The organism is Variovorax sp. GW531-E2 (assembly GCF_059423125.1).
Genome location: NZ_JBWKXQ010000038.1, coordinates 19,349 through 44,087 on the forward strand (window position 1 = coordinate 19,349; position 24,739 = coordinate 44,087).

Here is a 24,739-nt window from a genome sequence, read left to right on the forward strand (position 1 = left end):
TTCTTCTCCTCGTTCAATACGCATCCCGGGCGCCGGCACCCTCGCCCGCCCCGGTCCTGAATACCCCTGCGGCCCGGACCAGGCCCTCCGCCTGTTCCTGCAGCGATTGCGCCGTGGCAGAGGCCTCTTCGACCAATGCGGCGTTCTGCTGCGTCACCTGGTCCATCTGCGCGATGGCCTGGTTGATCTGCTCGATGCCCGAGGTCTGCTCCTGGCTCGCCGTCGTGATCTCGCCCATGATGTCGGTCACGCGCTTCACGCTGCCGACGATCTCCTGCATGGTGCGGCCGGCTTCGGCGACCTGCTTGCTGCCCGCCTCGACCTTCTCCACCGAGTCGCCGATGAGGGTCTTGATTTCTTTCGCAGCCGCGGCCGAACGCTGCGCCAGGCTGCGCACTTCCGACGCGACCACCGCAAAGCCCTTGCCCTGCTCGCCCGCACGGGCCGCTTCGACGGCCGCGTTGAGCGCGAGGATGTTGGTCTGGAACGCGATGCCGTCGATGACGCCGATGATGTCGACGATCTTTTTCGACGAGGCGTTGATCGAGCCCATCGTGTCCACGACCTGCGACACCACGGCGCCGCCTTTCACCGCCACTTCCGACGCGGAGACGGCCAGCTGGTTCGCCTGCAGGGCGTTGTCCGCGTTCTGCTTCACGGTCGAGGTCAGCTCTTCCATCGACGCCGCCGTCTGCTCCAGCGAGCTGGCCTGCTGCTCGGTGCGTGACGACAAGTCCTCGTTGCCCGAAGCGATCTGGCTCGACGCCGACATCACGCCCGCGACGTTCGCGCCCACGTCGGCGACGATCGCGAAGAGGTTGGCGCTCATCTGGTTCAGCGCGCGCAGCAGCCCCGCGATCTCGTCGCCGGGCCGCACCGTGAAGCGCACGAGGTCGCCGCCCGCGATGGTGCGCGCGACCTCGATCGCTTCGTCGAGCGGACGGAACACCGTGCGCCCGAGGAACGCGCCGAGGCCCAGCCAGGCCAGCGCGGCGCCGAGGCTGCCCGCTGCCACGGCGGTGGGCAGCCAGCTGTGCGCGCCAGACGCGGCCGTCAGGCGGGACGCTTCCATCCAGCCCAGCGCGCCCAGGCCCGCTGACAACGCAGCCGCCGCGACGGTCACGCCGAACACGCGGCGCCGCACCGGGATGCGACGCAGCCGCGCCAGCGGACGCGCCCAGCCGCTGCGCACCACCTCGCCCTGCAGCAGTTCGAGGCCCTTGGCCTCGCCCTCGCGCATGCGGCGGTAGAGCGCATCGGCGGCGGCCACGTCCTCGCGCGCGGGGCGGCTGCGCACGGACATGTAGCCCTCCACGCGGCCCTGGTGGCGGATCGGCGTGACGTTGGCCAGGACCCAGTAGAAGTCGCCGCTCTTGCGCCGGTTCTTGATCAGGCCGGTCCAGGGCAGGCCCTGGTCGAGCGTGCGCCACAGGTCGGCGAAGGCCTCGGGCGGCACGTCCGGGTGGCGCACGATGTTGTGCGCCTTGCCCAGCAGTTCGCCGGCCGTGAAGCCGCTGGCCGCGACGAAGGCCGGGTTGACGTAGGTGATGCGGCCCTTGAGGTCGGTGCGGGACACCAGGGCCTCTTCCTTCGAGAGTTCGTATTCGATGTCGGTGACGGGCAGATTGACACGCATGGCCGGTGCGTCGCCTTCAGGCCAGGGCCAGCGCGTTGCCGTGGCTGCTGCCGCCGAGGCGGAACACGCCGACGACCTGCGACAGGCTGCCGGCCTGCTCCTGCAGCGACTGCGCGGCGGCCGAAGCCTCTTCGACCAGCGCTGCGTTCTGCTGCGTGACCTGGTCCATCTGCGTGATCGCCTGGTTGATCTGCTCGATGCCCGAGGTCTGCTCCTGGCTTGCCGCGGTGATCTCACCCATGATGTCCGTCACGCGCTTCACGCTGCCGACGATTTCTTCCATCGTGCGGCCGGCTTCTGCGACTTGCTTGCTGCCTTCTTCGACCTTTTCCACCGAGTCGCCGATCAGGGTCTTGATTTCCTTGGCGGCGGCTGCGGAGCGTTGAGCCAAGCTGCGAACTTCGGAGGCCACGACCGCAAAGCCACGACCTTGCTCACCAGCACGCGCCGCTTCGACCGCCGCGTTCAACGCCAGGATGTTGGTCTGGAACGCGATGCCATCGATCACGCCGATGATGTCGACGATCTTCTTGGACGATGCATTGATCGAGCCCATCGTGTCCACCACCTGCGACACGACAGCGCCGCCCTTCACTGCCACTTCAGAAGCAGAGACCGCCAGCTGATTGGCTTGACGTGCGTTGTCCGCGTTCTGCTTCACCGTCGAGGTCAGCTCTTCCATCGAAGCGGCCGTCTGCTCCAGCGAACTCGCCTGCTCTTCCGTGCGCGACGACAAATCCTGGTTGCCCGAAGCGATCTGCCCCGAGGCCGTGGCAATGGTCTCCGTGCCCGTTCGCACTTCGCCCACCACCTTCGCCAAGTTGGCGTTCATGTCCTTCAGCGCCTGCATCAGCTGGCCCGCTTCGTCGCGGCTGTCCACGCGGATGTTCGCGCTCAGGTCGCCGGCGGCCACGGTCTCGGCCACTTCGAGCGCATGGCCCAGCGGGCGCACGATGCCCAGCGTCAGGCGCCAGGCGAACAGCGCGCCCAGCGCCAGCGCGATGGCCGACAGCACGAGCAGCGTGGTGCGGCCCTCGGTGTGGTCGGCCGCGATGCCCTTGGCGGCGGCGTCGATCTTCTCGCGCTGGTGGTTGGCCAGGTTTTCGACGGCGCCGGCGTAGACGGCGAGCGCCGCGCTGAACTTGGTGTCGACCAGCACATTGGCTTCGTCGATCTTCTTCTCGTCCTTGAGCTTGTTGAGCGTGCCCACGGTCTCGAGCACGACGACGCGCGCCGCGACCACCGCGGCATAGAGCGCCTTTTCTTCCGGCGTCGCGAGCATGGCCTCCAGCTGCTTCTGCGCCGGCGTGATGCGCGCCGAACCCGCCGCCTGGAGCTTGGCGAAATAGGCCGCCACCTCGGGGTCGGTGGTCTTGACCATCGCGTAGTTGGCGACGGTGTTCGACTTGAGCAGGCTGAGCCATTCGGCCGCCAGCCGCTCCTTGACCAGCGCGCCCTGCACCATCTCGTCGGTGGCCTGCCCCACGTTCGTCAGGCGCAGCACGCCCGTGCCCGCAATGAACGCCATCAGCAGCAGCAGCACCGCGAAGCCGAGCCCCAGGCGGGTGCCGATTTTCAGATCCTTCAAACTCATTGCGCTTCTCTTCCTTCAATAACGGGGGACGGTGGCCGCATCGCGCGGCGGGCCACCGGCATGACATGACGGCATGGCGGGGCGGCGGCCTGCGCCACCCCGTCTCCCTGTTATCGGCAGCGCGCCGCCAGACTTGAGTCTTTTTTCTGAATATCGGTACGAATCGGGACGCGGGCGCATGCGTTCCCTGTCAGGCGTCGGTGGCGTTGACGTGCTGGAACACCCGGTCCAGCCGCTCGGCCACCTTGGCGTCGTGGTGGCTTGCACGGGCCCGTGCGTACGCCGCGAAGCCCGCGAGACCCAGGCCCGTCAGGCCGGCGGCGCCCGCCAGCGCCCACACGGCATGGAGCGCCCAGGCGCAACCGGTGCCAACGTGAAAGCCGAGGAAGAGCGCCACGGCCAGCAGCAGGAGCAATGCAGCGAAGCCCATGCCGACGCGGCGCAGGGCTTTCGGATGGAAATGCGTGGACACGGGGCGTTCTCAGGCCGCAACGGCTTCGTCGGCGTCGAGCTTGAAGGTGCTCACGGCCTCGACCAGGGCGCCGGCCTGTTCCTGCAGCGACTGCGCCGCGGCCGAGGCCTCTTCGACCAGCGCCGCGTTCTGCTGCGTGACCTGGTCCATCTGCGTGATCGCCTGGTTGATCTGCTCGATGCCCGAGGTCTGCTCCTGGCTCGCGGCCGTGATCTCGCCCATGATGTCGGTCACGCGCTTCACGCTGCCCACGATCTCTTCCATCGTGCGGCCGGCTTCTGCGACCTGCTTGCTGCCTTCCTCGACCTTTTCTACCGAGTCGCCGATCAGGGTCTTGATTTCCTTGGCGGCGGCTGCGGAACGTTGCGCGAGGCTGCGGACTTCGGAGGCCACGACCGCAAAGCCACGACCTTGTTCGCCGGCACGTGCGGCCTCGACAGCAGCGTTCAACGCCAGGATGTTGGTCTGGAACGCGATGCCATCGATCACGCCGATGATGTCGACGATCTTCCTGGACGACGCATTGATCGAGCCCATCGTGTCCACGACCTGCGACACGACCGCCCCACCCTTCACTGCAACTTCCGAAGCAGAAACCGCCAGTTGATTGGCTTGCCGCGCGTTGTCCGCGTTCTGCTTCACCGTCGAGGTCAGCTCCTCCATCGACGCCGCCGTCTGCTCCAGCGAACTCGCCTGCTCTTCGGTGCGCGACGACAGGTCCTGGTTGCCCGCCGCAATCTGCCGCGACGCCACCGCGATCGAATCGGTCGAGGCCTTGATGCGCGTCACGAGATCGGTGAGCGTGTCTTCCATCTCGCCCATGCCGCGCAGCAGCCGGCCGAAGTCGCCGCCGCGCTCGGTCTCGAACTCCTGGCTCAGGTCGCCGGAGGCCACGGTCTCGGCGATCAGCAGCGCCTCGGCGACCGGATCGGCGATGCTGCGCGTGAGCAGCCATGCCAGCACCGCGCCCAGCGCCAGCGCGGCCACGGCCAGCGCGACGATGTAGAGGAGGCCCGCGCGGTACTGCGCGTCGATGGCGGCGGCGGTGCTGTCGATGTGCTTCTGCTGGTGCGCCACCATGGCGCGGATGCCCGCGTCGTAGCCGTCGAGCATCGGCAGCAGCTGCGTGTCGGTGCGCGTCGCGGCCTCGTCCTTGCGGCCTTCGGTCTTCAGCTGGAGGATCTGCTGACGCAGCGCGATGTACTCGCCGCGCCGCTTCTGGATGTCGGCGCTCAGCGCCAGTTCTTCCGGCGACACGAGCTTCGCCTCGAGCGCCTTCTGCGTCTCGGAGATGGTGGCGCTGGTGGCGGCGATCTGCTTTTGCAGGTAGGCCTGCACCTGCGCGTCGTCGCTCTTGAGCAGCGAGAAGGTGCGCACGCTGTTGGTGGCGGTGCCCAGCTGCCAGGCCGTGGCCAGGCGCTCCTTCGACAGGGTGCGCGAGGCCATGTCCTGCGTGGCCTCGCCCACGCCCTGCAGCCGCAGCACGCCGATGCCCGCCACGGCCACCAGCAGCGCCAGCACCAGCGCAAAGCCGGCGCCCAGCCGCATTCCGATCGTCCAGTTCTTTATCGTCATTCGCTTGTCTCCTCTCGGGGCCTCTCGTGTCGTTGTTCTCGGGTCCGGGCAGTCAGGCTGTGCGAGCGGCTCAGCCGAACTTCTGCATGATGCGAACCAGCTTCTCGCCGTACTTCGGGTCAGTGGCATAGCCCGCGCGCTGCAGGCCGTGCGCGGCCTGCGCCGGGTCGGCGGTGGCCAGCACGTTCGCGTAGCGCGGGTTGCGCGTGATGAAGCGCGCGTAGTCGGTGAAGGCCTCTTCGTACGAGGCGTAGGCGCGGAACTTCGCGCGCACCTTCTGCGGCTCGCCGTCGATGTATTCGGTGGTCGTGGTCTCGACCGTCGCGCCCTTCCAGCCCTTGTCGGCCTTGATGCCGAAGAGGTTGAAGCTGGGCGTGCCGTCGTCGGCGCGGATCTCGCGCTTGCCCCAGCCCGATTCGAGCGCGGCCTGCGCCAGGATCAGCGGCGCGGGCACGCCGCTGGCGGCGCTGGCCGCCTGTGCCGAAGCGCCCATGCGGTCCACGAACGCATCGACCTGGCCTTGCAGCGAGGCGTTCGCGGCCGGCGAGGGGCCGCTCTTCATTTGATAGACGCCAAGGTCGGCGGCGGTCGACACGCGCGCGCCGGGCGCCGAGCCGATGGGGATGCCCGCGCGCGGGCCGTACGGCAGGCCGGCGGGCGGCTCCAGCGACATCGGCCGTGTGCCGATGCCCTCGTCGGCTTCGGGCGCCGCCGAGGGCAATTGCCGCCGCAGCTGCGCCAGCATCGCCTCGGCCAGCCCCACGCCGCGCCCCGAGAGGTTCTGCGTGAGCTGCTGGTCGAACATCGACAAGTAGACCTTCTGGTCCTGGCTGTCGAGCAGGCCGCTCGAAGGCGTCGCCTCGCGCATGCTCTTGAGCACCATGTTCATGAACAGCGCCTCGAACTGGCGCGAGACCTGCTGCAGGCCTTCTTCGGGCGAGGTGCGCACGGTGCGCCGCAGCGCATCGACGCCCTGCACGTCGAGCGCAAAACGCTGATCGAGCGCGCCGCTGCGGCTGGCCGCGTCGGTGCCGGTCCACGCGCTGTGGGAAGAGATGGTCATGCCGTGGGCCTCAGATGATCTCGAGCTCGGCGCTCAGGGCCCCGGCCGACTTCATGGCCTGCAGGATCGACACCAGGTCCTGCGGGTTGGCGCCCAGGCTGTTCAGCCCCTTGACCACATCGGCCAGCGAGGCACCGCCGCGCACCATCTGGATCGCGCCGCCGCCCTGGTTGACGGAAATCTGCGAGGTCTGCGCCACCACGGTGCTGCCGCCCGAGAACGCGCCGGGCTGACTGATCACCGGCTCGGTGTTGATCACCACCGACAGGTTGCCGTGCGCGATGGCGCAGTCTTTCACGCGCACCGCCTGGTTCATCACGACCGAGCCCGTGCGCGCATTCACCACCACCCGCGCGCCCGCCTGCGTGGGCGTGACTTCGAGCTCCTGCAGCTGCGCGAGAAATCCCACGCGCCGCTGCGGCTCGGGCGCCTGCACGCGGATCACGCGCGCGTCCATCGCCTCGGCGGTGCCGGCGCCGAACTGGCGGTTGATGGCGTCCGTGGCGCGCTGCGCGGTGCCGAAGTCGGAGCGGTTCAATTCAATGGTGAACGCGCCTTCCGCACCCACCGGCGCCTCGACCGTGCGCTCCACCAGCGCGCCGGCGGGAATGCGCCCCGAGCTCAGCTGGTTGACCTGCACCTTGCTGCCGTTGGCCGACGCACCCGCCCCGCCCACCACCATGTTGCCCTGCGCCACCGCGTAGGTCGCGCCGTCCACGCCCTTGAGCGGCGTCATCAGCAGCGTGCCGCCGCGCAGGCTCTTGGCATTGCCCATGGACGACACGGTGACGTCGATGTTCTGGCCCGGCCGCGCGAACGACGGCAGCGTGGCCGTCACCATGACGGCCGCCACGTTCTTCAGCTGCATGTTCACGCCCTGCGGGATCGTGATGCCCAGCTGCTGCAGCATGTTGTTCAGGCTCTGCGTGGTGAACGGCGTCTGCATCGTCTGGTCGCCCGTGCCGTCCAGGCCGACCATGAGGCCGTAGCCGATGAGCGGGTTGTCGCGCACGCCCTGGATGCTGGCGAGTTCCTTCAGGCGCTCCGCGTGCGCGGGCGCGATGAACAGGAGCGCGCACAGCGCCGCGATGCGCCAGCGATTCGAAGAGGGTGAGGCCTGGAGGTGTGTCATCAGAAAGGCATCACGTTGAGGAAGATGCGCTGCATCCAGCCCATGTGCTGGGCCTCGTCGATGTAGCCCTTGGCCGAGTACTCGATGCGCGCATCGGCCACCAGCGTCGAGGGCACGGTGTTGTTGCCCGACACGGTGCGCGGGTTCACCACGCCCGAGAAGCGGATGTACTCGGTGCCCTGGTTGATGCCCATCTGCTTCTCGCCGCTCACGAGCAGGTTGCCGTTGGCCATGACGTCGGTCACGGTGACGGTGATCACGCCGTTGAAGGTGTTGTTGGCGTTGGCGCCGCCCTTGGCATTGAGCGTGTTGGTGCCCGACAGCTTGGTCTCCTGCCCGTCGAGCAAACCGCCGATGAGCTTGGGAATGGCCGCGAACACGCTGGTCGTGTTGCCCGTGCGGCTGGCATTGGCGCCCGAGTTCTTGGTCGCGTTGACCTTCTCGCTGATGAGGATGGTGAGGATGTCACCGACGTTGCGCGGGCGGCGGTCTTCGAACAGCGCGTTGGCACCGGGGCCATCCTGGAAGATCGCACCGGGTGCACGTCGCGCCTGCACGGCCGCGTATTGGTCGGCACGCGCCGTCATCGGCTGGTGCACCAGCGGCTCGCGCGGCACCTGCGCGCAGCCCGCGGCCAGCGCGGCCACGAGCAGCAGCGCCGCCGCCCGGCGAAGAAGACGCACCCCCGCCCGCATCACAACTGGGCCAGGCGCTGCAGCATCTGGTCCGAGGTCTGGACCGCCTTGCTGTTGATCTCGTACGAACGCTGGGTGGCGATCATGTTGACCAGCTCTTCCACCACGTTGACGTTGGAGGCCTCCACATAGCCCTGGCTCAGCGTGCCCGCGCCGTCCACGCCGGGGTTCACCTGGTTGGGTGCGCCCGAGGCGTCGGTCTCGGCGTACAGGTTCTCGCCCTGGCTCTGCAAGCCGGTCGGGTTGACGAAGGTCGCGAGCTGCAGCTGGCCGACTTGCACGGTGTTGGTGCCGCCCGCCTGCACCACCGACACGATGCCGTCGCGGCCCACGGTGATGCTGGTGGCGTTGGCCGGGATGGTGATGGCCGGCTGCACCGGGAAGCCGCTGGCGGTGACCAGCTGGCCGTCGCGGTCGGTCTGGAACGAGCCGTCGCGCGTGTACGAGGTGGTCCCATCGGGCATCAGCACCTGGAAGAAGCCGCTGCCGCTGATGGCCACGTCGGTCGGCTTGTCGGTCTTGGTGAGGTTGCCCTGCGAGTGGATGCGCTCGGTGGCGACCACGTGCACGCCGGTGCCCACCTGCAGGCCCGAAGGCAGGCGCGTCTGGTCGGAGCTCTGGCCGCCGACCTGGCGCAGGTTCTGGTAGACCAGGTCTTCGAACACGGCGCGGCTGCGCTTGAAGCCGGTGGTGCCGACGTTGGCCAGGTTGTTGGAGACCACGTCGAGCTGCGTCTGCTGCGCGTCCAGGCCGGTCTTGGCGATGTAGAGGGAGCGGATCATTGAAAGGAGTTCCTGGAAGAGGGTCAGCCGTAGGCCAGCAGCTTGTTGGCGGTCTGCGCGTTGATGTCGGCGGTCTGCAGCGACTTCATCTGCATCTCGAAGCTGCGGGCGTTGGCGATCATGGCCACCATGGCATCGACCGGCTGCACGTTGCTGCCCTCGATGGCGCCCGAGATGAGCGTGACGGCCTCGTCGGCCTCGGCCGGCGGCAGGTCGGCGCGCATGCGGAACAGGCCGTCGTCGCCGCGCACGAGGTCGGTCGTCGGCGGGTTGACGAGCTTGAGCCGGCCCACCTCGGCGATGCCGGTGAGCGTGGTCGAGGCCGCGTCGCGCGAGCCCACGAGGCCGTTGGACGCAATGCTCACGGCCGAACCCGGCGGCACGGTGAGCGCGCCGTTGTCGCCCACCACGGGGCGTCCGCCCATCGTCGTGAGCTGGCCGTCGGCGCCGATCTGCAGGTTGCCGACGCGCGTGTAGGCCTCGCTGCCGTCGGCCGCCTGCACCACCAGCCAGCCCTGGCCGCCCACGGCCACGTCGAGTGCGCGGCCGGTCTGCGTGAGCGGGCCGTGCGTGAAGTCGGCGCCGGGCGTGGTGGCGGCCACGAAGGCGCGCGTGGGCGCTTCTTCGCTGACCACGGGCACGGCGCGGAAGGTCGCGATCTGCGCACGGAAACCCGGCGTCGAGACGTTCGCCATGTTGTTGGCGACCACGGCCTGCTGCTCCATGGCCTGCTTGGCGCCGCTCATGGCGACATACAGCATTCGATCCACGAAGTGCTCCTGCTCAGCGGATGTTCATGAGCGTCTGCATGACCTGGTCCTGCGTCTTCACGGTCTGCGCATTGGCCTGGTAGTTGCGCTGCGCGACGATCAGGTTCACCAGCTCGGAGGTCAGGTCGACGTTGGACGACTCCAGCGCGCCCGAGGCCAGCGAGCCGGCCTTGGTGCCTTCGCCCGGCGTGCCGGTGAGCGCGTTGCCCGAAGCCTGCGTCTCGGCCCACACGTTGTTGCCCTTGGGCTCCAGGCCGTTCGGGTTGGCGAACGACGACAGCACGACCTGGCCCAGCAGGCGCGTCTGCTCGTTGGAGAACTTGCCGGTGATGGTGCCGTCGGGGTTGATCGAGAACGCAGTGAGCTCGCCCGACTTGTAGCCGTCCTGGCCCAGCTTGCTCATGCCGTTGGCGCTGCCGAACTGCGTGGTGCCCGTGAGGTCGACAGAAGCGGTGAGCGGCGAGGCGCCGTTGGTGAAGGTGAGCGGCCCGATGTTGAACGCGCCCGAGGCCGGCGCGGTCATGACGCCCTTGGCGTCGAAGGTCACGTTGGACAGCGCAGCGCCGCCGTTCAGCGGTGCGCCGTCGGAGGTGCCGTACACGTTCCAGGTGTTGGCCGCGGTCTTCACGAAGTACACGGCCACGTCGTGCGGGTTGCCCAGCGAGTCGTAGATGGGGCCGATGGCGTTCGGGTAGTTGTAGGTGGCGGCGTCGGTGGGGTTGAACGGCGTCTTGGCGGGCACCGTGCTGCGCGCGTCGAGGTTGAACTGCGCGTCGATGTTGGCCGTGGGCTTGGGCGGCATCATGCCGCCCTGCACCTGGATCGGGCCCGGCGTGCCACCGCTGATGCCGCCGCTGGCGTTGGCGCCGTAGCCGGTGAGCTGCAGGCCCTGCGCGTTGACGATGTAGCCGTCCTTGTCGCGCGTGAACTGGCCGTTGCGCGAGTAGAAGACCTCGCCGCTGGGGCTGGCCAGGCGAAAGAAGCCGTCGCCGTTGAGGATGGCCACGTCCAGCGGGCGCGTGCTCGACTGCGTCACGCCCTGCGTGAAGTTCTGCGTCACGCCCGACACCGAGGCGCCCAGGCCCACGCGCGAGCCGGCGTACACGTCCTGGAAGGTGGCGGCGGCCGACTTGTAGCCCACCGTGCCCGAGTTGGCGATGTTGTTGCCGATGACGTCGAGGTTGGCCGCGGCCACGCCGAGTCCGCTGATGCCTTGGGAGAAACTCATGAGAGGGTCCTTGTTCGGTGCGAGGAAGAAGAGTGCGAAGGGCGCGGCCCGCACGGGCCACGCCGAAGACGAAGACGAAAGCTCAGAGGAACAGGCGCACGTCGCCCAGCCCGATGCTGGCGCCCGAGGCCAACTCCAGCGTGACGCCGCCGGCGCCCTGCTTCACGGCGGCCACCTGCGAGAAGGTGAGCGCGGTGGCCTTCACCGTGGTGCCGTTGTTGCTGGCATCGACCGTGAAGCGGTAGGCGCCCGGCGGCACCGCCACGCCCAGGTCGTCCTTGCCGTCCCAGGTGACGGCGTTGACGCCTTCCTTCATGGCGCCCGCGTCGAGCGTGCGGATCACCTTGCCGGTGCTGTCGACGATCTTGATCTCGACATCGGCGGCGGTGCCCGGCAGCTGCACGGCGAAGGCCTGCGTGGCGGGGTCCTTGCCGTCTTCGGGCTTCTTGGTGGTGAGCACGTCGCCGGGCGACAGCACGTTGTAGCCGATGAGCGATGTGGCCTGCAGCAGCTGGTTGGCCCCGGTCTGGTTGACCAGGCCGGAGAGCGTGGCGTTGAGCTTCTCGATGCCGCTCACGGTGCTCATCTGCGCGAGCTGCGAAGTGAGCTCGGCGTTCTGCATCGGGTTGAGCGGGTCCTGGTTGTTCAGCTGCGTGACCAGCAGCTTGAGAAAGCGCTGTTCGCTGTCGGCGCTGGACACGTTGTTGTTGCTGTTCGCCGCCGTGGGCGCGTTCAGCCCGCTGATGGACGAGGTGTCGGAAAGGGCCATGGGGTCGGTGTTCTTCCTGCGGGAGGCGCGTGTGCGTGCGTGGGTTACTGGCCGATGGTCAGCGTCTTGACCATCAGCGTCTTGGCGGTGTTGAGCACCTCGACGTTGGCCTGGTAGCTGCGCGAGGCCGAGATCATGTTGGTCATCTCCTCGACCACGTTGACGTTGGGCATCGCCACGTAGCCTTCGGCGTTGGCGTGCGGGCTCTTGGGGTCGAACACCAGCTTCGCGGGCGACGGGTCTTCGATGACACCCGCCACCTTGACGCCGCCGATGTCGCGCCGGCCCGAGGCCGCCACCTCGAACACCACCTGCTTGGCGCGGTAGGGCTGGCCGTCGGGGCCGGCCACGCTCTCGGCATTGGCGAGGTTGCTCGCGGTCACGTTCATGCGCTGCGATTGCGCGGTCATGGCGGAGCCCGCCACGTCGAAGATGTTCATGGCTGTACCGCCGACAGGAGCGACTTGATCTTGGCGTTGATGAGGGTCAGGTTCGACTCGTAGCGCAGCGCGTTGTCGGCGAAGGCCACGCGCTCGACGTCCATCTCGACCGTGTTGCCGTCGAGGCTGGACTGGTGCGGCACGCGGTACAGCAGGTCGTCGCCGGCCGTGGCCTGCGCCTGGCCCGCGAGGTGGCGCGACGAGGTGGTGGCCATCGACACCGACGATGCGGCGCGGCCGCGTTCGACGGCCTCGCTCAGGCGCGCGCCGAAGTCGAAGTCGCGCGCCTTGTAGTTCGGCGTGTCGGCATGGGCGATGTTGGCCGCGAGCACCTCCTGGCGCTGGGCCCGGAGATGGAGCGCTTCGCGGTGGAAGCGAAACGCCGCATCCAGCTTGTCGATCATCTTTGTTCCATCTGTTGAGGCGTCGCCAGTGCACGGGGCGCAGCGACCGATGGAAAGCAAGTCTATGCATGCGGCGCGTTGGCAATCGCCCGAACAAAGGGGGGTTTCGCCTGCTGCTCGCACCTTCGCCGACAGGGCGAATTCATAAGAATCCAGGGGCGCCGGTTGTGGCTTTCCTGCACCGGCGACCTCATTTTTCTGGCCCTCTTCTTTCGCTTTCGATGACCCTCTCGCCGCTTCGCCAACGCCTGCTGCGCACCGCCTGCGCGATGGGGCTGTCGTGCGCGATGTCGACCGGTGCGATCGCAGGCGACGCGGCCGCGAAGGCGGTCGAGACCTACCTCGAGGTGCAAAGCGCCGGCCTGCCGGGCAAGGTGACGGTCAGCCTCGAAGGGCGCGGCACCGAGGCCCTGCCCGCGTGCGAAGCGCCCGAGGTGTTCCTGCCGCCGGGCGTCACGCCGTGGGGCCGCATTTCGGTGGGCGTGCGTTGCCATGCCGAGCGGCCGTGGACGCGCTTCGTGCAGGCACGTGTCGCGGTGGAAGGCCGCTACCTGGTGGCGGCGCGCGCCATCGACGCGGGCCGGGCGCTGGGCGCGGGCGACGTGGTCGAGCGCACCGGCGACCTCACGCGGCTGCCGCGCTCGGTGGTCACCAGCGCGGCCGAACTGGTCGGCGTGGTGAGCGCCAACCGCGTCGCGCCCGGCGCTCCGATCCGCAAGGAGCTGCTGCGCGGCGTCGCCGTGATCCAGCAGGGCCAGGCCGTGAAGGTGGTGGCGCAGGGGCCGGGCTTTGTCGTCAGCACCGAGGCCAAGGCCCTGAGCGGCGCCGCGGTGGGCGCCGTGGTGCAAGCCAAGACGCTGGACGGCCGGGTGATCCGCGGCGTGGCCGACGAGGAAGGACAGGTCCGGCTGGTGCAGTAGCGGCCGCCGCGTTGGCGCAGGCTTCACTTCATGCACGCCCTTCCTAAAGTTCTTGCACCGGCTGCCGATATACGGGTCAGCCCCTGAGGAATCACCTTGAAAATCGATCCCACCGCCCCTTCGGCCACGCCCCTGCACCGCACGCCCGCACCGGGCGCGCCGGCTCCGTCGACGCCCGCCGAGGCCGTGCAGCGCCCCAAGGAAGCGGCCCCCGTCTCCGCGCTCGTCCATGCGATGCCCGCCGCCGTGGGCGGCAGCGATTTCGACGCCGCGCGCGTGGCCGCGATCCGCGAGGACATCCGCGCCGGCCGCTACGAGATTCGCCCCGAGCGCATCGCCGACGGCCTGCTGGCCAGCGTGCGCGAGCTGCTCGCGCCGAGGGGCCAGGCATGAGCACCTTGCTGGCGCACCTGCGCGCGGAAGCGGGCTGCATCGGGGACTTCCTTGTCGCGCTGGACCAGGAGGCGCAGGCCATGTCCGCCAGCGACTTCGATGCGCTGAACGCCATCGCCGGCCGCAAGACCGCGCTGCTGGACCGCATGGCCGAACTCGACCGGCAGCGCGAATCGCTGCAGGCGACGCAGGGCTTCGCGCCCGGCCGCGCGGGTGCGGATGCCGCCGCGGCCGCGGGCGGTGGGCCAACGCGCCAGGCCTGGAACGAACTGCTCGCGCTCGCCGAAGACGCGCGCAACCGCAACCTGCACAACGGCACGCTGGTCTACGCCCACCTCGACTTCACGCAGCAGGCGCTGCACTTCCTGCAGGCCCGCGCCCAACCTTTCTACGGCCCCGACGGCGTGCGCAAGACGCAGGCCGGCGCGGGCACCCGGCTGGCCGCCGGCTGAACAGCAGCCGTGAACGCGTCCGCACGCTTCGCCCCCCGACGCACCGCGATCCTGCGGGTGCTGATGCTGTGGCTCGCGTGCGCCAGCGCCCATGCCTTCGAACTGGCGCCCGCCGTGCGCCCGGACGACGCGATCAACCTGGGCCAGCTGCACCCGGTGCGCGCGGCTGTCGGCGAGACGGCGCGCATCGCCTACTCGGGCGCGGCCATGGCCATTGCCATGTCGGCCGCCTACGTGCCGACGTACCGGCCGGGCGAACAGTCGATCGGCCTGGCCTTCGGCAGCTACCGGGGCTATTCGGCCGCGGCGCTGGGCTTCAAGCGCAGCTCGGACGACGGCGACATGGCCTGGGGCATGGGCGTGTCCAGCACGGGCCGGGACTGGGGCTTCAACGCGGGCATCGGCTGGAAGCTGCCGCGCAGCACGGCCGCCGCCCGCCCCTGAGCCCACGCCATCGCCCCGGGACGCCCTTCACCACCTTCGCATGGATGCCACCGACATGAAGACCTCTCCTGCCACGCCAACGCCCCGCCACGAGAAGGTCGCACGCCGGGGAGCCCGCGCGTGATGGCCGCGCAGCAGGGCGCGCGCCGCATCGCGATGGTGGGCTGCGACGAGGCGCAGCAGGCCGGCTGGGGCAACCGCCTGCGCCTGATGGGCTGCGATCCCGTGTGCTTCGACGACAGCACGGACTTCCTGCTGGCGATCACGCAGGGCCTGCAGTTCGGCCTGCTGCTGGTGGTGCTGAAGGACGAAGGCGCCTGGCCGATCCTCACGGCGATGTGCCGCGCGCTGCGCATTCCCATCTTCCTGGTGGCGCGCGCCTCGCAGCGCGACCTGCTGGTCGACGTGCTGTCGGCCGCGGGCGGCGAGACGCAGGGCGCGAGCATCGACTTCGCGGTGCTGCCCGTCGACGAGTTCGAGGTGGAGTTGCGCGTGCGCGAATCGCTGCGGCGCAACCGCACGCTGCTGCATCCGCACGCCACGGCCGCGTGCTTCGGCGACTACCAGTTCCTGGGCGAGCGCCGCGTGGTGGTGTGCCACGGCACCGAGGTGCGCCTGAAGCCGCGCGAGTTCGAACTGGCGCTGCTGCTGTTTCGCAACGCCGGCCGGCTGCTGGAGCGCGACTGGCTGCTGGCCTCGCTGTGGGTGGATGCGCGCATCGAACGCACGAGCCGCACGCTCGACTGCTGCGTGGCCAGCATCCGCCGCAAGCTGTCGCTGCACAAGGGCGGCGAATTCGTGCTGGTCTCGGTGTATGGACGGGGCTACGAGCTGCGGCACATGGCGCCGGCCGCGCGGCGCGCGTCGGACGTCGACGAGGCGCCGCTGATCGACACCGCGGACTTCCCGGACACCTCGAACGAGCCGGTGTGGCTCGGCGAAAGCGCGCGGGCCTGAGCATGCGCCCGCGCGACAAGAAAACCGTGACGACCTCCGGCCTCGAGGAACCACCCCGAAGGGCGGGTGCCGAAGCGTCCTCTACCAACGCCAGAAGACCGTCGCCGCCAGTATCCGCGCCTTACCTGAAGACAGGCTGAAGCCCCGCACAAAACCCTTCTGCTTCCGCACTCAGCCGCCCGTCAGTGAACGCACGTTCAATGGCGGGCACATCGTGAGGGGGAGATTCATTGCAGGACACCATGAGACTACTCGCAGAGGCATCGCTGATTCTTGCCCTGGCCATCGTCCTCGGCGGGTTGGTGCTCGGGCTGCTGGCGGGCCCGCAGGATTCCGACGACTAGTGGGGTGTCCGGGGTCGTGAAGGGTTAGCAGGTCAGTTCGCCCTGAGATAGATCCGCACGTCCGTGCAGATCGACATGCGCCATGTGTGTCGAGGTACCTCTTCTGCCGCGCGGCGGAAGTGCATGACTCCGGCCGATTGCGTCGTCGCACGCATGCCAAATCGCCTCAAAAAGCGCATCATCGTCACTGACGAACCCATGGTGTGGACTGTTCGCGAGGCAGAGCATGACTTGGTTCAAGAAGCTTGTCTGGATCGGCGCGGGACTCGCCGTGGGAGGCGGGCTTGCCCTGTTCGTGCTGGACGAATTGAAGACGTCCCGGCTGCAATCGGCCCTGTGGCGCGACCTGGCCGAGGGCGCCCGCTTCAGCGTCGAAGACGGTGCCAGCGACGCCATCCGCTTTCCCCGGACCGGGCCCTACGACGAGCGGCTGGGCTACCACCAGCTGCCGGGCTACATCGAGCGCCTGGCGCCGCAGGGCTATGTCGTCACCCGCCAGGCCCGCATGTCGCCGCGGCTGCTCGAGCTGCAGGACTACGGGCTCTTCGCGCCCTACCGTGAGAAAAACCAGGCCGGCCTGACCGTGCGCGACTGCCGGGACACGGCGCTGCTGCACACCCGCGTGCCCAAGCGCGCCTACGAGCGCTTCGAGGAGGTGCCGCCGCTGCTGGTGAGCGCCCTGCTGTTCGTCGAGGACCGCCACCTGCTGGACGCGCAGCCGCTGCAGCGCAACCCCGCGATCGATCCGGAACGCTTCGCCAAGGCGGCGCTCGAGCAGGCGCTGCGCGCGGTCGGCCTGGGCCAGACGGCGACGGGCGGCAGCACGCTGGCCACCCAGCTCGAGAAGTACCGCCATTCGCCGCAGGGCCGCACCGGGTCGGTCGGCGACAAGCTGCGCCAGATGGCGTCAGCCTCGCTGCGCGCCTACCAGGACGGCGACGACACGCAGGCGCGGCGCCGCCAGATCGTCGTCGACTACCTCGACACCGTGCCGCTGGCCGCACGCCCGGGCATGGGCGAGGTGCACGGGCTGGGCGACGGCCTGTGGGCCTGGTACGGGCGCGACTTCGGTGAAATCAACCGCCTGCTGGCCGACCAGGCGGAAGAGGCGGCGGCGCCCACGGACGAGGCGCTGCGGCAGCAGGCGGAAGCCTTCAAGCAGGCGCTGTCGCTGATGATCGCGCAGCGCCGCCCGTCGCAGCACCTGCTCGGCGACGGCGCCGGCCTGACGCGGCTGACCGACAGCTACCTGCGGCTGATGGCCGAGGCCGGCCTGATATCGCCCACGCTGCGCGACGCGGCGCTGCCGCTGTCCTTGCACCTGCAGCCACCGCTGCCGCCGACGCCCCGGCCCGACTTCGTGCAGCGCAAGGCCGCGACCGCGCTGCGCACCCACATCGCCACGCTGCTCGACGTGCCGCGGGCCTACGACCTGGAGCGCCTCGACCTCGAGGCCGAAACCAGCCTGGACGGCGAAGCGCAGGCGCTGGTGGCGCGCGTGCTGGCCGGGCTGCGCACCCCCGCCGCGACGAAGGCCGCGGGGCTGGTCGGCTCCCACATGCTCGACCCGGGCGCCGACCCCAGCCCGCTGATCTACAGCTTCACGCTGTTCGAGCGCAGCGCCGGGAGCAACCTGCTGCGCATCCAGGCCGACAACATCGACCAGCCGTTCGACGTGAACCAGGGCGCGCGGCTGGACCTGGGCTCGACCGCCAAGCTGCGCACCCTGGTGAGCTACCTGGAGCTCGTGGCCGAGCTGCACGCGGGCTGGGTCGACCTGAGCCCGGCCCAGCTGTCGGCGCTGGCGCCGAACCCGCGCGACCCGCTGGGCACGTGGGCGCGGCAGTACCTCCTGCGCGCCAAGGATCGCCGTCTTGCGCCGATGCTCGAGGCGGCCATGGAGCGCAAGTACTCGGCGAACCCGGGCGAGGCCTTCTTCACCGGCGGCGGCCTGCACCAGTTCGAGAACTTCGAGCGCTCGCGCAACAGCAGTTCGATGACCGTGCGCGAAGGCTTCAAGCATTCGGTCAACCTGGTGTTCATCCGCCTGATGCGCGACCTGGTGCGCCACCGCATGTTCGGCGGCGCATCGGGCGCCGAGCGCCTGCTGAAGGACCCTGCCGACCCGGGCCGGCGCGAGTTGCTCGCGCGCTTTGCCGACCGCGAAGGCTCGGCCTTCCTCACCCGCTTCCATCGCAAGTACCAGCACCTGCCGGCCGCGGACGCCGAAGCGCTGCTGCTGCGCGGCCTGAGGCCATCGGCACCGCGCCTGGCGAGCGTGCTCTTCACCATCGAGCCCGAGGCCGACGACGCGCGGCTTGACGCACTTCTGGTGCAGCGGCTGGGACGCGGCGCCGACTCGCCGCGCGCATTGGGGGCGCTGCGCCGCACCTACGCCGGCCTGTCGCTGGCCGATCGCGGGTATGTCGCGCGCGTGCATCCGCTGGAACTCTGGCTGGTCGGTTACCTGCGGCGCCACCCCGGCGCCTCGCTGACCGAGGTGCTGGACGCGAGCACGCGCGAACGCCAGGAGGTCTACGCCTGGCTCTTCAAGACGCGCCACAAGAGCGCGCAGGACAGGCGCCTGCGCGAGCTGATCGAACTCGATGCCTTTGCGCAGATCCATCGCTCATGGCAGCGCGTGGGTTACCCCTTCGCATCGCTGACGCCGTCTTACGCGAGCGCGATCGGCGCATCGGGCGACCGGCCGGCCGCCCTGGCGGAGCTGATGGGCATCCTCGCGAACGACGGCGTGCGGCTGCCCACGCAACGGGTCGGCGCCCTGCACTTCGCGCGCGACACGCCCTACGAGACACGGCTGGAGCCGCGCCATGCGAGCGCACAGCAGGTGCTGCCCGCCGAGGTGGCCGCCACGGTGCGCCGTGCCTTGGTCGAGGTCGTGAACGACGGCACCGCACGGCGGCTGAAGGGCGCACTGGTGGATGAGAACGGCCGCGCCCTCGAGATCGGCGGCAAGACCGGCACCGGCGACCACCGCTACGAACAGACCGGCCGCGGCGGACGGGTGATTTCGCAGCGCAAGATCGACCGCTCGGCCACCTTCGTGTTCATGATCGGCGACCGCTACTTCGGCACGATCCTGGCCTACGTGCACGAGCCCCACGCCGCCCGCCACCGGTTCACGAGCGCGCTGCCGACGCAGCTGCTGAAGTCGCTGGGGCCGCAGTTGCTGCCGGTGCTGCAGCGCAGGGGGTGCGGGGAGCCGCAGCAGCGGGCGCCATGAGGCGACATGGGCGGCCCAAAGACAAAGCCCCTGTAGCAGGGCTGCTACAGGGGCTTGAATCTGGAGGAGAGGGAGGGATTCGAACCCTCGGTACTATCGCTAGTACGCCTGATTTCGAGTCAGGTACATTCGACCACTCTGCCACCTCTCCGGTGCTGTCGAGCCTCAGATTATAGCCAGAAAAATCTGACTTTTGACGCCCTGCGCTTCAACCGCGCAAAACTTCGAGGCCGCCGAGGTACGGACGCAACGCCGCCGGCACGTGGATCGAGCCGTCTTCGTTCTGGTGGTTCTCCAGCACGGCGACCAGCGCGCGGCCTACGGCCAGGCCGGAGCCGTTGAGGGTGTGCACCAGCTCGTTCTTGCCTTGGGCGTTCTTGAAACGGGCCTGCAGGCGGCGCGCCTGGAAGGCTTCGCAGTTCGACACCGAGCTGATCTCGCGGTACGTGTTCTGCGCGGGCAGCCACACCTCGAGGTCGTAGGTCTTGGTGGAACCGAAACCCATGTCGCCGGTGCACAGCAGCACCACGCGGTACGGCAGCTCCAGCGCCTGCAGCACGGCTTCGGCGTGACCGGTCATCTGCTCGAGCGCGTCGTAGCTCTTCTCGGGGTGCACGATCTGCACCATCTCGACCTTGTCGAACTGGTGCTGGCGGATCATGCCGCGCGTGTCGCGCCCGGCGCTGCCGGCTTCCGAGCGGAAGCACGGCGTGTGGGCCGTGAGCTTGATGGGCAGCTGCGCCTCGGGCACGACCTCGTCGCGCACGAAGTTGGTCAGCGGCACTTCGCTGGTCGGGATGAGGTACAGCGCCGAATGGTCGGGCGCGGGCTCGCCGTCCTGGCCGCCCTTCTTCGCGGCGAACAGGTCGCCTTCGAACTTGGGCAACTGGCCGGTGCCGCTGAGCGTGGCCGCATTGACCACGTAGGGCACGTAGCACTCGGTGTAGCCGTGCTGTTCGGTCTGCAGGTCGACCATGAACTGGGCCAGCGCGCGGTGCAGGCGGGCGATCGGGCCCTTCATGACGGTGAAGCGCGAGCCCGAGAGCTTGGCGCCCATCTCGAAATCGAGCCCCAGCGGCGCGCCGAGGTCGACGTGGTCCTTGGGCGCGAAGGCCAGCGGCGTGGCGTTGGCGCCGGCGCCGCCCTGGGGCGCCCAGCGGCGCATCTCGACGTTGCCGGCTTCGTCTTCACCGAGCGGCACGCTGGCGTGCGGCAGGTTGGGCACGGCCAGCAGCAGCGCGTGCAGCTCGGGCTGGATTTCCTCGAGGCGCTTGGATTGCGATTCCTGCTCAGCCTTGAGCGCGTTGACCTCGGCCATGAGCGCGTCGACCGACTCGCCCTTGGCCTTGAGCGGGCCGATCTGCTTGTTCAGCGTGTTGCGGCGCGCCTGGATTTCCTCGGTGCGGGTCTGCAGCGTCTTGCGCTCGGCCTCGAGCGCGGTGAACGCCGAGACGTCGAGGTAGGGCTGGTTCTTCTTGCGTTTTTCGAGGCCGGCCACAGCGGAGGCCAGGTCTTTGCGGAGCAGGGTGATGTCGAGCATGGGGAGATTTTAGGTGGGCGCCCGGCCCGCGCCCGCCCTCCCCGCTCGCACGCCTGCGGCGACTCAGGCGACCGTGGCCGGGTCGACGTTCGCCCCGCAGATGATCAGGCACACCTTCTCGCCCTCGCGCGGCACGTAGGCGCCGGTCTGCAGCGCCGCCAGCGGCAATGCGGCGGCCGGCTCCACGGCGAGCTTCAGCTCCTTCCAGAGCCACTGCTGGGCGGCGCGGATGGCGTCGTCGGACAGCAGCAGCGCGTCGCGCACCTGCTGCTGCGTGATCTCCCAGGCGATGGCGCCGATGCGGCGCGCGCCGAGCGAATCGGCCGCGATGCCGCCGACGTCCACGTCGACCGGCTCGCCGGCCTCGCGGGCGCGGAACAGCGTCGGGGCCTTCTCGGGCTCGAGTGCCACCACGCGGGCGCGCTGCTCGAACCAGCCGGCCAGGCCGCCGATCAGGCCGCCGCCACCCACGCTCACGAGCACGGCGTCGGGCAGGCCGCCCTGCGCCTCGATCTCGCGGCCGAGCGTGCCAGCGCCGGCCACCACTTCGGGCTGGTCGTAGGCGTGGGTGAGCAAGGCGCCCGTTTCCTTCTGGCGCGCCAGGCAGGCGGCCAGCGCGTCGGGGTACAGCTCGCCGACCACGACCACTTCGGCGCCCAGCGCCCGCAGGCGCGCGCGCTTGGCTTCGGGCGACACGCCCGGCAGGAACACCTGGCAGGGCACGCCCAGCGCCTTGGCGGCGGCCGCCGTGGCAATGCCGGCGTTGCCGCCCGAGGCCACGATCACGCCCGCGGCGGGGATGTCGTTGGCCAGCAGGCGGTTCATCATGCCGCGGGCCTTGAAGCTGCCGCTGACCTGCATGTGCTCCAGCTTGAGCCACACTTCGGCGCCCGGCGCGGCCACGCCCAGGGCGGCGGCCGGCAGCTTCCACAGCGGCGTTTCACGCAGGAAATGGCCGGCGCGTTCGCCCAGCCTGCGGGAGGCGCTCTCGATGTCGGAGCGCCAATCGGTGTTTTTCATGATGTTCAGGAGATGTGCCCGGGGGGCGGGATGTCGTCGAGCTTGAGGCCCTTGGGAAGCGGGAACTTGATGGTTTCCTCGATGCCGTCCATCTTGCGCACCGACACGGCGCCGAAGGCGCGCACGCGCTCGATCACCTCGTGCACCAGCACCTCGGGCGCCGAGGCGCCGGCGGTGAGGCCGATGCGCGACTTGCCCTCGAACCATTCGGGCTTGAGCTCGTCGGCCGAATCGACCATGTAGCTCTCGGTGCCCAGGCGCTGCGCCAACTCGCGCAGGCGGTTGCTGTTGGAGCTGGTGGGGCTGCCGACCACGATCACGAGGTCGACCTGCGGGCTCATGATCTTCACCGCGTCCTGGCGGTTCTGGGTGGCGTAGCAGATGTCCTGCTGCTTGGGCTCGCGCACGTTCGGAAAGCGCGCGCGCACGGCGGCGGCGATCTCCGCGGCGTCGTCCACGCTGAGCGTGGTCTGCGTGACCACGGCAAGCTTCTCGGTCTGCAGCGGCGACGCGTTGGCCACGTCGGCCACGTCTTCCACGAGGTGGATGCCGCTCGACAGCTGCCCCATCGTGCCTTCGACCTCGGGGTGCCCCTTGTGGCCGATCATGATGAACTCGTAGCCCTCTTTGGCGAGCTTGGCCACCTCGACGTGCACCTTGGTCACGAGCGGGCAGGTGGCGTCGAAGATCGAGAAGCCGCGGTCGCGCGCCTCCTGCTCCACGGCCTTGCTCACGCCGTGCGCGCTGAACACCAGCGTGGAGCCGGGCGGCACGTCGGAGAGCTCCTCGATGAAGATCGCGCCCTTGGCCTTGAGCTCGTTCACCACGTAGGTGTTGTGCACGATCTCGTGGCGCACGTAGATCGGCGCGCCGAACTTGGCGAGGGCGCGCTCGACGATCTCGATGGCGCGGTCCACGCCGGCGCAGAAGCCGCGCGGCTCGGCCAACAGGACTTCTTCGATGTTCGGGTTCATAGCACGCCGATCAGCTTCACTTCGAAGGTGACCGGTTGCCCCGCGAGCGGGTGGTTGAAGTCGAAGCGCACGCCGGTCTCGTTCGACTCGACGACCGCGCCCGCGTAGCTGCCCGAGCCGTCGGGCGTGGGGAACTGCACCACGTCGCCGACGGCGTACTGCTCGTCGGGGTCGCCCATCTGAGCCAGCAGCTTGCGCGCCACCCATTGCTGCATGTCGGGGTTGCGCTCGCCGAAGGCCTCGCCGGCGGGCAGCTCGAAGGTGGCGTGCGCGCCCTCTTCCATGCCCATCAGGCGCTGCTCCATGGCCGGCGAGAGCTCGCCGGTGCCCAGCGACAGCGTGGCGGGCTTGTCGGCGAAGGTGTTGATGATGTCGCCCGCCGGACCGGCCAGCCGGTAGTGCAGGGTCAGGAAGGAGCCGGAAGTCACAACTTGGGACATGGGTGCAGCGAAGGTGGGCAAAGACGAGGGAGGTGTCCCGATAAACTGACCCTCATTTTAAGGATCGGGGCAACATCTCGCCCCGGCCCAGGTTTCTGCAGGGTTTCATGGCATTCAAGGATCTCCCTCTCGACGCCCGACCGCGCGAAAAGCTCATCGCGCGGGGCGCCGCCGCGCTTGCCGACGCCGAGCTGCTGGCGCTGCTGCTGCGCACCGGTGTGGCCGGCAAGAACGTGCTCCAGCTGGCCCAGCAACTGCTCGAGCGCTTCGGCGGGCTGTCGGGGCTGCTGCACACGGCGCCCGATGACCTCAAGGCGATCAAGGGCATGGGCGGCAGCGCCAAGCGCTCCGAACTCACGGCCGTGCTCGAACTGGCGCGCCGCGCCATGGGCGAGCGCCTGAAGGAGCGCACGGTGTTCGACTCGCCCGAGGCGGTCAAGCAATACCTGCAGATGCACATCGGCTCGCGCCCGCACGAGGTGTTCGCGGTGCTGTTCCTCGACGTGCAGCACCGCCTGCTCACGCTCGAGGAGCTGTTTCGCGGCACGCTCACGCAGACCAGCGTCTACCCGCGCGAGGTCGTCACCCGCGCCCTGCACCACCAGGCCGCGGCCGTGGTGCTGGCCCACAACCACCCCAGCGGCAGCATCGAGCCCTCGCGCGCCGACGAATCGCTCACGCAGACCCTGCGCGCCGCGCTGGCGCTGGTCGACGTGCGCGTGCTCGACCACGTCATCGTGAGCCCGGGCCAGAGCTTCTCGATGGCGGAACGAGGGCTGCTCTGATGGCGTCGTCTTCTTCGCGTCCCCCGGCCCTGAAGAACCTGGCCGACCTCAAGCAGGTGCAGCGCGTGCTCGCCGAAACCCGCGAGCGCGAGGCCGTGGAGGCCGCCGCGCGCGCCGCGGCCGAGCGCAAGCGCGCCGCCGAGAAAGACCTGTTCACGCGCGCCATCGGCGCCACCGAGCCGCTGCGCCGCAAGGCCGCCGTGGCGCTCGCGCCCGAGCCGCCCGCGCCCATTCCGTTTCAGCACCAGCTCGACGAGCAGCGCGTGCTGCGCGAGTCGCTGTCCGACGAGTTCGACGTGACCACGCTGCTCGACGTCGACGACGCCATGAGCTTTCGCCGCCCCGGCATCGGCACCGACATCACGGCGCGGCTGCGCAAGGGCGACTGGTCGATCCAGGGGCAGGTCGACCTGCACGGCCTGCGCAGCGACGAGGCGCGCGAGGCGCTCGGCGGCTTCATCCGCAACGCCCACAAGCAGGGGCTGCGCTGCGTGCGCGTGGTGCACGGCAAGGGCCTGGGCTCGCCCGGCAAGCAGCCGGTGCTCAAGACCAAGACGCAGCGCTGGCTGATCCAGAAGAACGAGGTGATCGCCTTCGTGCAGGCCAAGCCGGCCGAAGGCGGGGCCGGGGCGCTGGTGGTGCTGTTGGCGCCCGTGCGGCGCTGAC

General features: G+C 69.4%; 25 protein-coding genes and 1 tRNA gene. 8 read left to right on the plus strand and 18 right to left on the minus strand.

Features of this window, described 5'->3' with window-relative positions:
• Positions 1–13: 13 nt before the first annotated feature.
• The 13 genes from AC07XP_RS20885 to flgB all read right to left on the minus strand — a co-directional run bounded on the left by AC07XP_RS20885 (position 14) and on the right by flgB (position 12,560).
• Positions 14–1,636 (minus strand): methyl-accepting chemotaxis protein, encoded by a 1,623-nt coding sequence (locus AC07XP_RS20885; RefSeq protein WP_495265742.1) that lies wholly within the window; start codon positions 1,634–1,636, stop codon positions 14–16.
• A gap of 16 nt (positions 1,637–1,652) precedes the next feature.
• Entirely contained in the window at positions 1,653–3,230 is a 1,578-nt protein-coding gene (locus tag AC07XP_RS20890; RefSeq protein ID WP_495265743.1) for a methyl-accepting chemotaxis protein, read from the minus strand.
• Positions 3,231–3,420: 190 nt separating this feature from the next.
• Positions 3,421–3,702, minus strand: coding sequence for a hypothetical protein (locus tag AC07XP_RS20895; protein ID WP_495265744.1), 282 nt, complete (start codon positions 3,700–3,702; stop codon positions 3,421–3,423).
• A gap of 9 nt (positions 3,703–3,711) precedes the next feature.
• Positions 3,712–5,277, minus strand: coding sequence for a methyl-accepting chemotaxis protein (locus AC07XP_RS20900; protein WP_495265745.1), 1,566 nt, complete (start codon positions 5,275–5,277; stop codon positions 3,712–3,714).
• A 70-nt stretch (positions 5,278–5,347) separates the two neighbouring features.
• Entirely contained in the window at positions 5,348–6,340 is a 993-nt protein-coding gene (gene flgJ, locus AC07XP_RS20905; RefSeq protein WP_495265746.1) for a flagellar assembly peptidoglycan hydrolase FlgJ, read from the minus strand.
• Between the two features lie 10 nt (positions 6,341–6,350).
• Positions 6,351–7,472 (minus strand): flagellar basal body P-ring protein FlgI, encoded by a 1,122-nt coding sequence (locus tag AC07XP_RS20910; RefSeq protein WP_495265747.1) that lies wholly within the window; start codon positions 7,470–7,472, stop codon positions 6,351–6,353.
• Positions 7,472–8,167, minus strand: a complete 696-nt coding sequence (locus AC07XP_RS20915) for a flagellar basal body L-ring protein FlgH (protein ID WP_062469249.1) — start codon at positions 8,165–8,167, stop codon at positions 7,472–7,474. Before AC07XP_RS20915 ends, AC07XP_RS20910 begins: the two co-directional genes overlap by 1 nt.
• Positions 8,167–8,949 carry a flagellar basal-body rod protein FlgG gene (gene flgG, locus AC07XP_RS20920; protein WP_062469245.1) on the minus strand — a complete coding sequence of 261 codons (783 nt, stop codon included), beginning with the start codon at positions 8,947–8,949 and terminating at the stop codon, positions 8,167–8,169. Before flgG ends, AC07XP_RS20915 begins: the two co-directional genes overlap by 1 nt.
• Before the next feature lie 23 nt (positions 8,950–8,972).
• Positions 8,973–9,719, minus strand: coding sequence for a flagellar basal body rod protein FlgF (locus AC07XP_RS20925; protein ID WP_495265748.1), 747 nt, complete (start codon positions 9,717–9,719; stop codon positions 8,973–8,975).
• Between the two features lie 13 nt (positions 9,720–9,732).
• On the minus strand, positions 9,733–10,947 hold the full coding sequence (gene flgE / locus AC07XP_RS20930; RefSeq protein ID WP_095747489.1) for a flagellar hook protein FlgE: 1,215 nt from the start codon (positions 10,945–10,947) through the stop codon (positions 9,733–9,735).
• An 82-nt stretch (positions 10,948–11,029) separates the two neighbouring features.
• A complete protein-coding gene (locus AC07XP_RS20935; RefSeq protein ID WP_070061527.1) occupies positions 11,030–11,716 on the minus strand; it encodes a flagellar hook assembly protein FlgD in 687 nt (228 codons plus the stop codon).
• A 44-nt stretch (positions 11,717–11,760) separates the two neighbouring features.
• Positions 11,761–12,156 (minus strand): flagellar basal body rod protein FlgC, encoded by a 396-nt coding sequence (gene flgC, locus AC07XP_RS20940; RefSeq protein ID WP_062469232.1) that lies wholly within the window; start codon positions 12,154–12,156, stop codon positions 11,761–11,763.
• A complete protein-coding gene (flgB, locus tag AC07XP_RS20945) occupies positions 12,153–12,560 on the minus strand; it encodes a flagellar basal body rod protein FlgB (RefSeq protein ID WP_062469229.1) in 408 nt (135 codons plus the stop codon). The genes flgC and flgB overlap by 4 nt, the downstream gene beginning before the upstream one ends.
• A 221-nt stretch (positions 12,561–12,781) precedes the next feature.
• Between flgB and flgA the strand changes: the two genes are divergently transcribed.
• The 6 genes from flgA to AC07XP_RS20975 all read left to right on the plus strand — a co-directional run bounded on the left by flgA (position 12,782) and on the right by AC07XP_RS20975 (position 19,314).
• On the plus strand, positions 12,782–13,480 hold the full coding sequence (gene flgA / locus AC07XP_RS20950; RefSeq protein WP_495265749.1) for a flagellar basal body P-ring formation chaperone FlgA: 699 nt from the start codon (positions 12,782–12,784) through the stop codon (positions 13,478–13,480).
• 96 nt (positions 13,481–13,576) lie between these two features.
• Positions 13,577–13,873: a flagellar biosynthesis anti-sigma factor FlgM gene (gene flgM / locus AC07XP_RS20955; protein ID WP_495265750.1), complete on the plus strand. Its 297-nt coding sequence runs from the start codon at positions 13,577–13,579 to the stop codon at positions 13,871–13,873.
• Positions 13,870–14,325 carry a flagella synthesis protein FlgN gene (locus tag AC07XP_RS20960; protein ID WP_495265751.1) on the plus strand — a complete coding sequence of 152 codons (456 nt, stop codon included), beginning with the start codon at positions 13,870–13,872 and terminating at the stop codon, positions 14,323–14,325. The genes flgM and AC07XP_RS20960 overlap by 4 nt, the downstream gene beginning before the upstream one ends.
• 9 nt (positions 14,326–14,334) lie before the next feature.
• Complete coding sequence (locus tag AC07XP_RS20965; RefSeq protein WP_495265752.1) at positions 14,335–14,769, plus strand: YadA-like family protein; 435 nt, start codon at positions 14,335–14,337, stop codon at positions 14,767–14,769.
• 123 nt (positions 14,770–14,892) lie between these two features.
• The gene (locus tag AC07XP_RS20970; protein WP_495265753.1) at positions 14,893–15,726 is read left to right on the plus strand and encodes a response regulator transcription factor; all 834 of its coding nucleotides are present in this window, start codon (positions 14,893–14,895) and stop codon (positions 15,724–15,726) included.
• Positions 15,727–16,296: 570 nt separating this feature from the next.
• On the plus strand, positions 16,297–19,314 hold the full coding sequence (locus tag AC07XP_RS20975) for a transglycosylase domain-containing protein (protein ID WP_495265754.1): 3,018 nt from the start codon (positions 16,297–16,299) through the stop codon (positions 19,312–19,314).
• A 61-nt stretch (positions 19,315–19,375) separates the two neighbouring features.
• Here AC07XP_RS20975 and AC07XP_RS20980 read toward each other — a convergent pair.
• The 5 genes from AC07XP_RS20980 to AC07XP_RS21000 all read right to left on the minus strand — a co-directional run bounded on the left by AC07XP_RS20980 (position 19,376) and on the right by AC07XP_RS21000 (position 23,288).
• Positions 19,376–19,465, minus strand: a tRNA-Ser gene (locus AC07XP_RS20980).
• 57 nt (positions 19,466–19,522) lie between these two features.
• Complete coding sequence (gene serS / locus AC07XP_RS20985; RefSeq protein WP_139700286.1) at positions 19,523–20,854, minus strand: serine--tRNA ligase; 1,332 nt, start codon at positions 20,852–20,854, stop codon at positions 19,523–19,525.
• Positions 20,855–20,917: 63 nt separating this feature from the next.
• Positions 20,918–21,874 (minus strand): threonine/serine dehydratase, encoded by a 957-nt coding sequence (locus AC07XP_RS20990; protein WP_492734219.1) that lies wholly within the window; start codon positions 21,872–21,874, stop codon positions 20,918–20,920.
• Positions 21,875–21,879: 5 nt separating this feature from the next.
• Positions 21,880–22,848 (minus strand): 4-hydroxy-3-methylbut-2-enyl diphosphate reductase, encoded by a 969-nt coding sequence (gene ispH / locus AC07XP_RS20995; protein WP_095743996.1) that lies wholly within the window; start codon positions 22,846–22,848, stop codon positions 21,880–21,882.
• Positions 22,845–23,288: an FKBP-type peptidyl-prolyl cis-trans isomerase gene (locus AC07XP_RS21000; protein WP_062469447.1), complete on the minus strand. Its 444-nt coding sequence runs from the start codon at positions 23,286–23,288 to the stop codon at positions 22,845–22,847. The genes ispH and AC07XP_RS21000 overlap by 4 nt, the downstream gene beginning before the upstream one ends.
• A 107-nt stretch (positions 23,289–23,395) precedes the next feature.
• Between AC07XP_RS21000 and radC the strand changes: the two genes are divergently transcribed.
• Positions 23,396–24,073 (plus strand): RadC family protein, encoded by a 678-nt coding sequence (radC, locus tag AC07XP_RS21005; RefSeq protein ID WP_495265755.1) that lies wholly within the window; start codon positions 23,396–23,398, stop codon positions 24,071–24,073.
• Positions 24,073–24,738, plus strand: coding sequence for a Smr/MutS family protein (locus AC07XP_RS21010; protein WP_495265756.1), 666 nt, complete (start codon positions 24,073–24,075; stop codon positions 24,736–24,738). Before radC ends, AC07XP_RS21010 begins: the two co-directional genes overlap by 1 nt.
• Position 24,739: the final 1 nt, after the last annotated feature.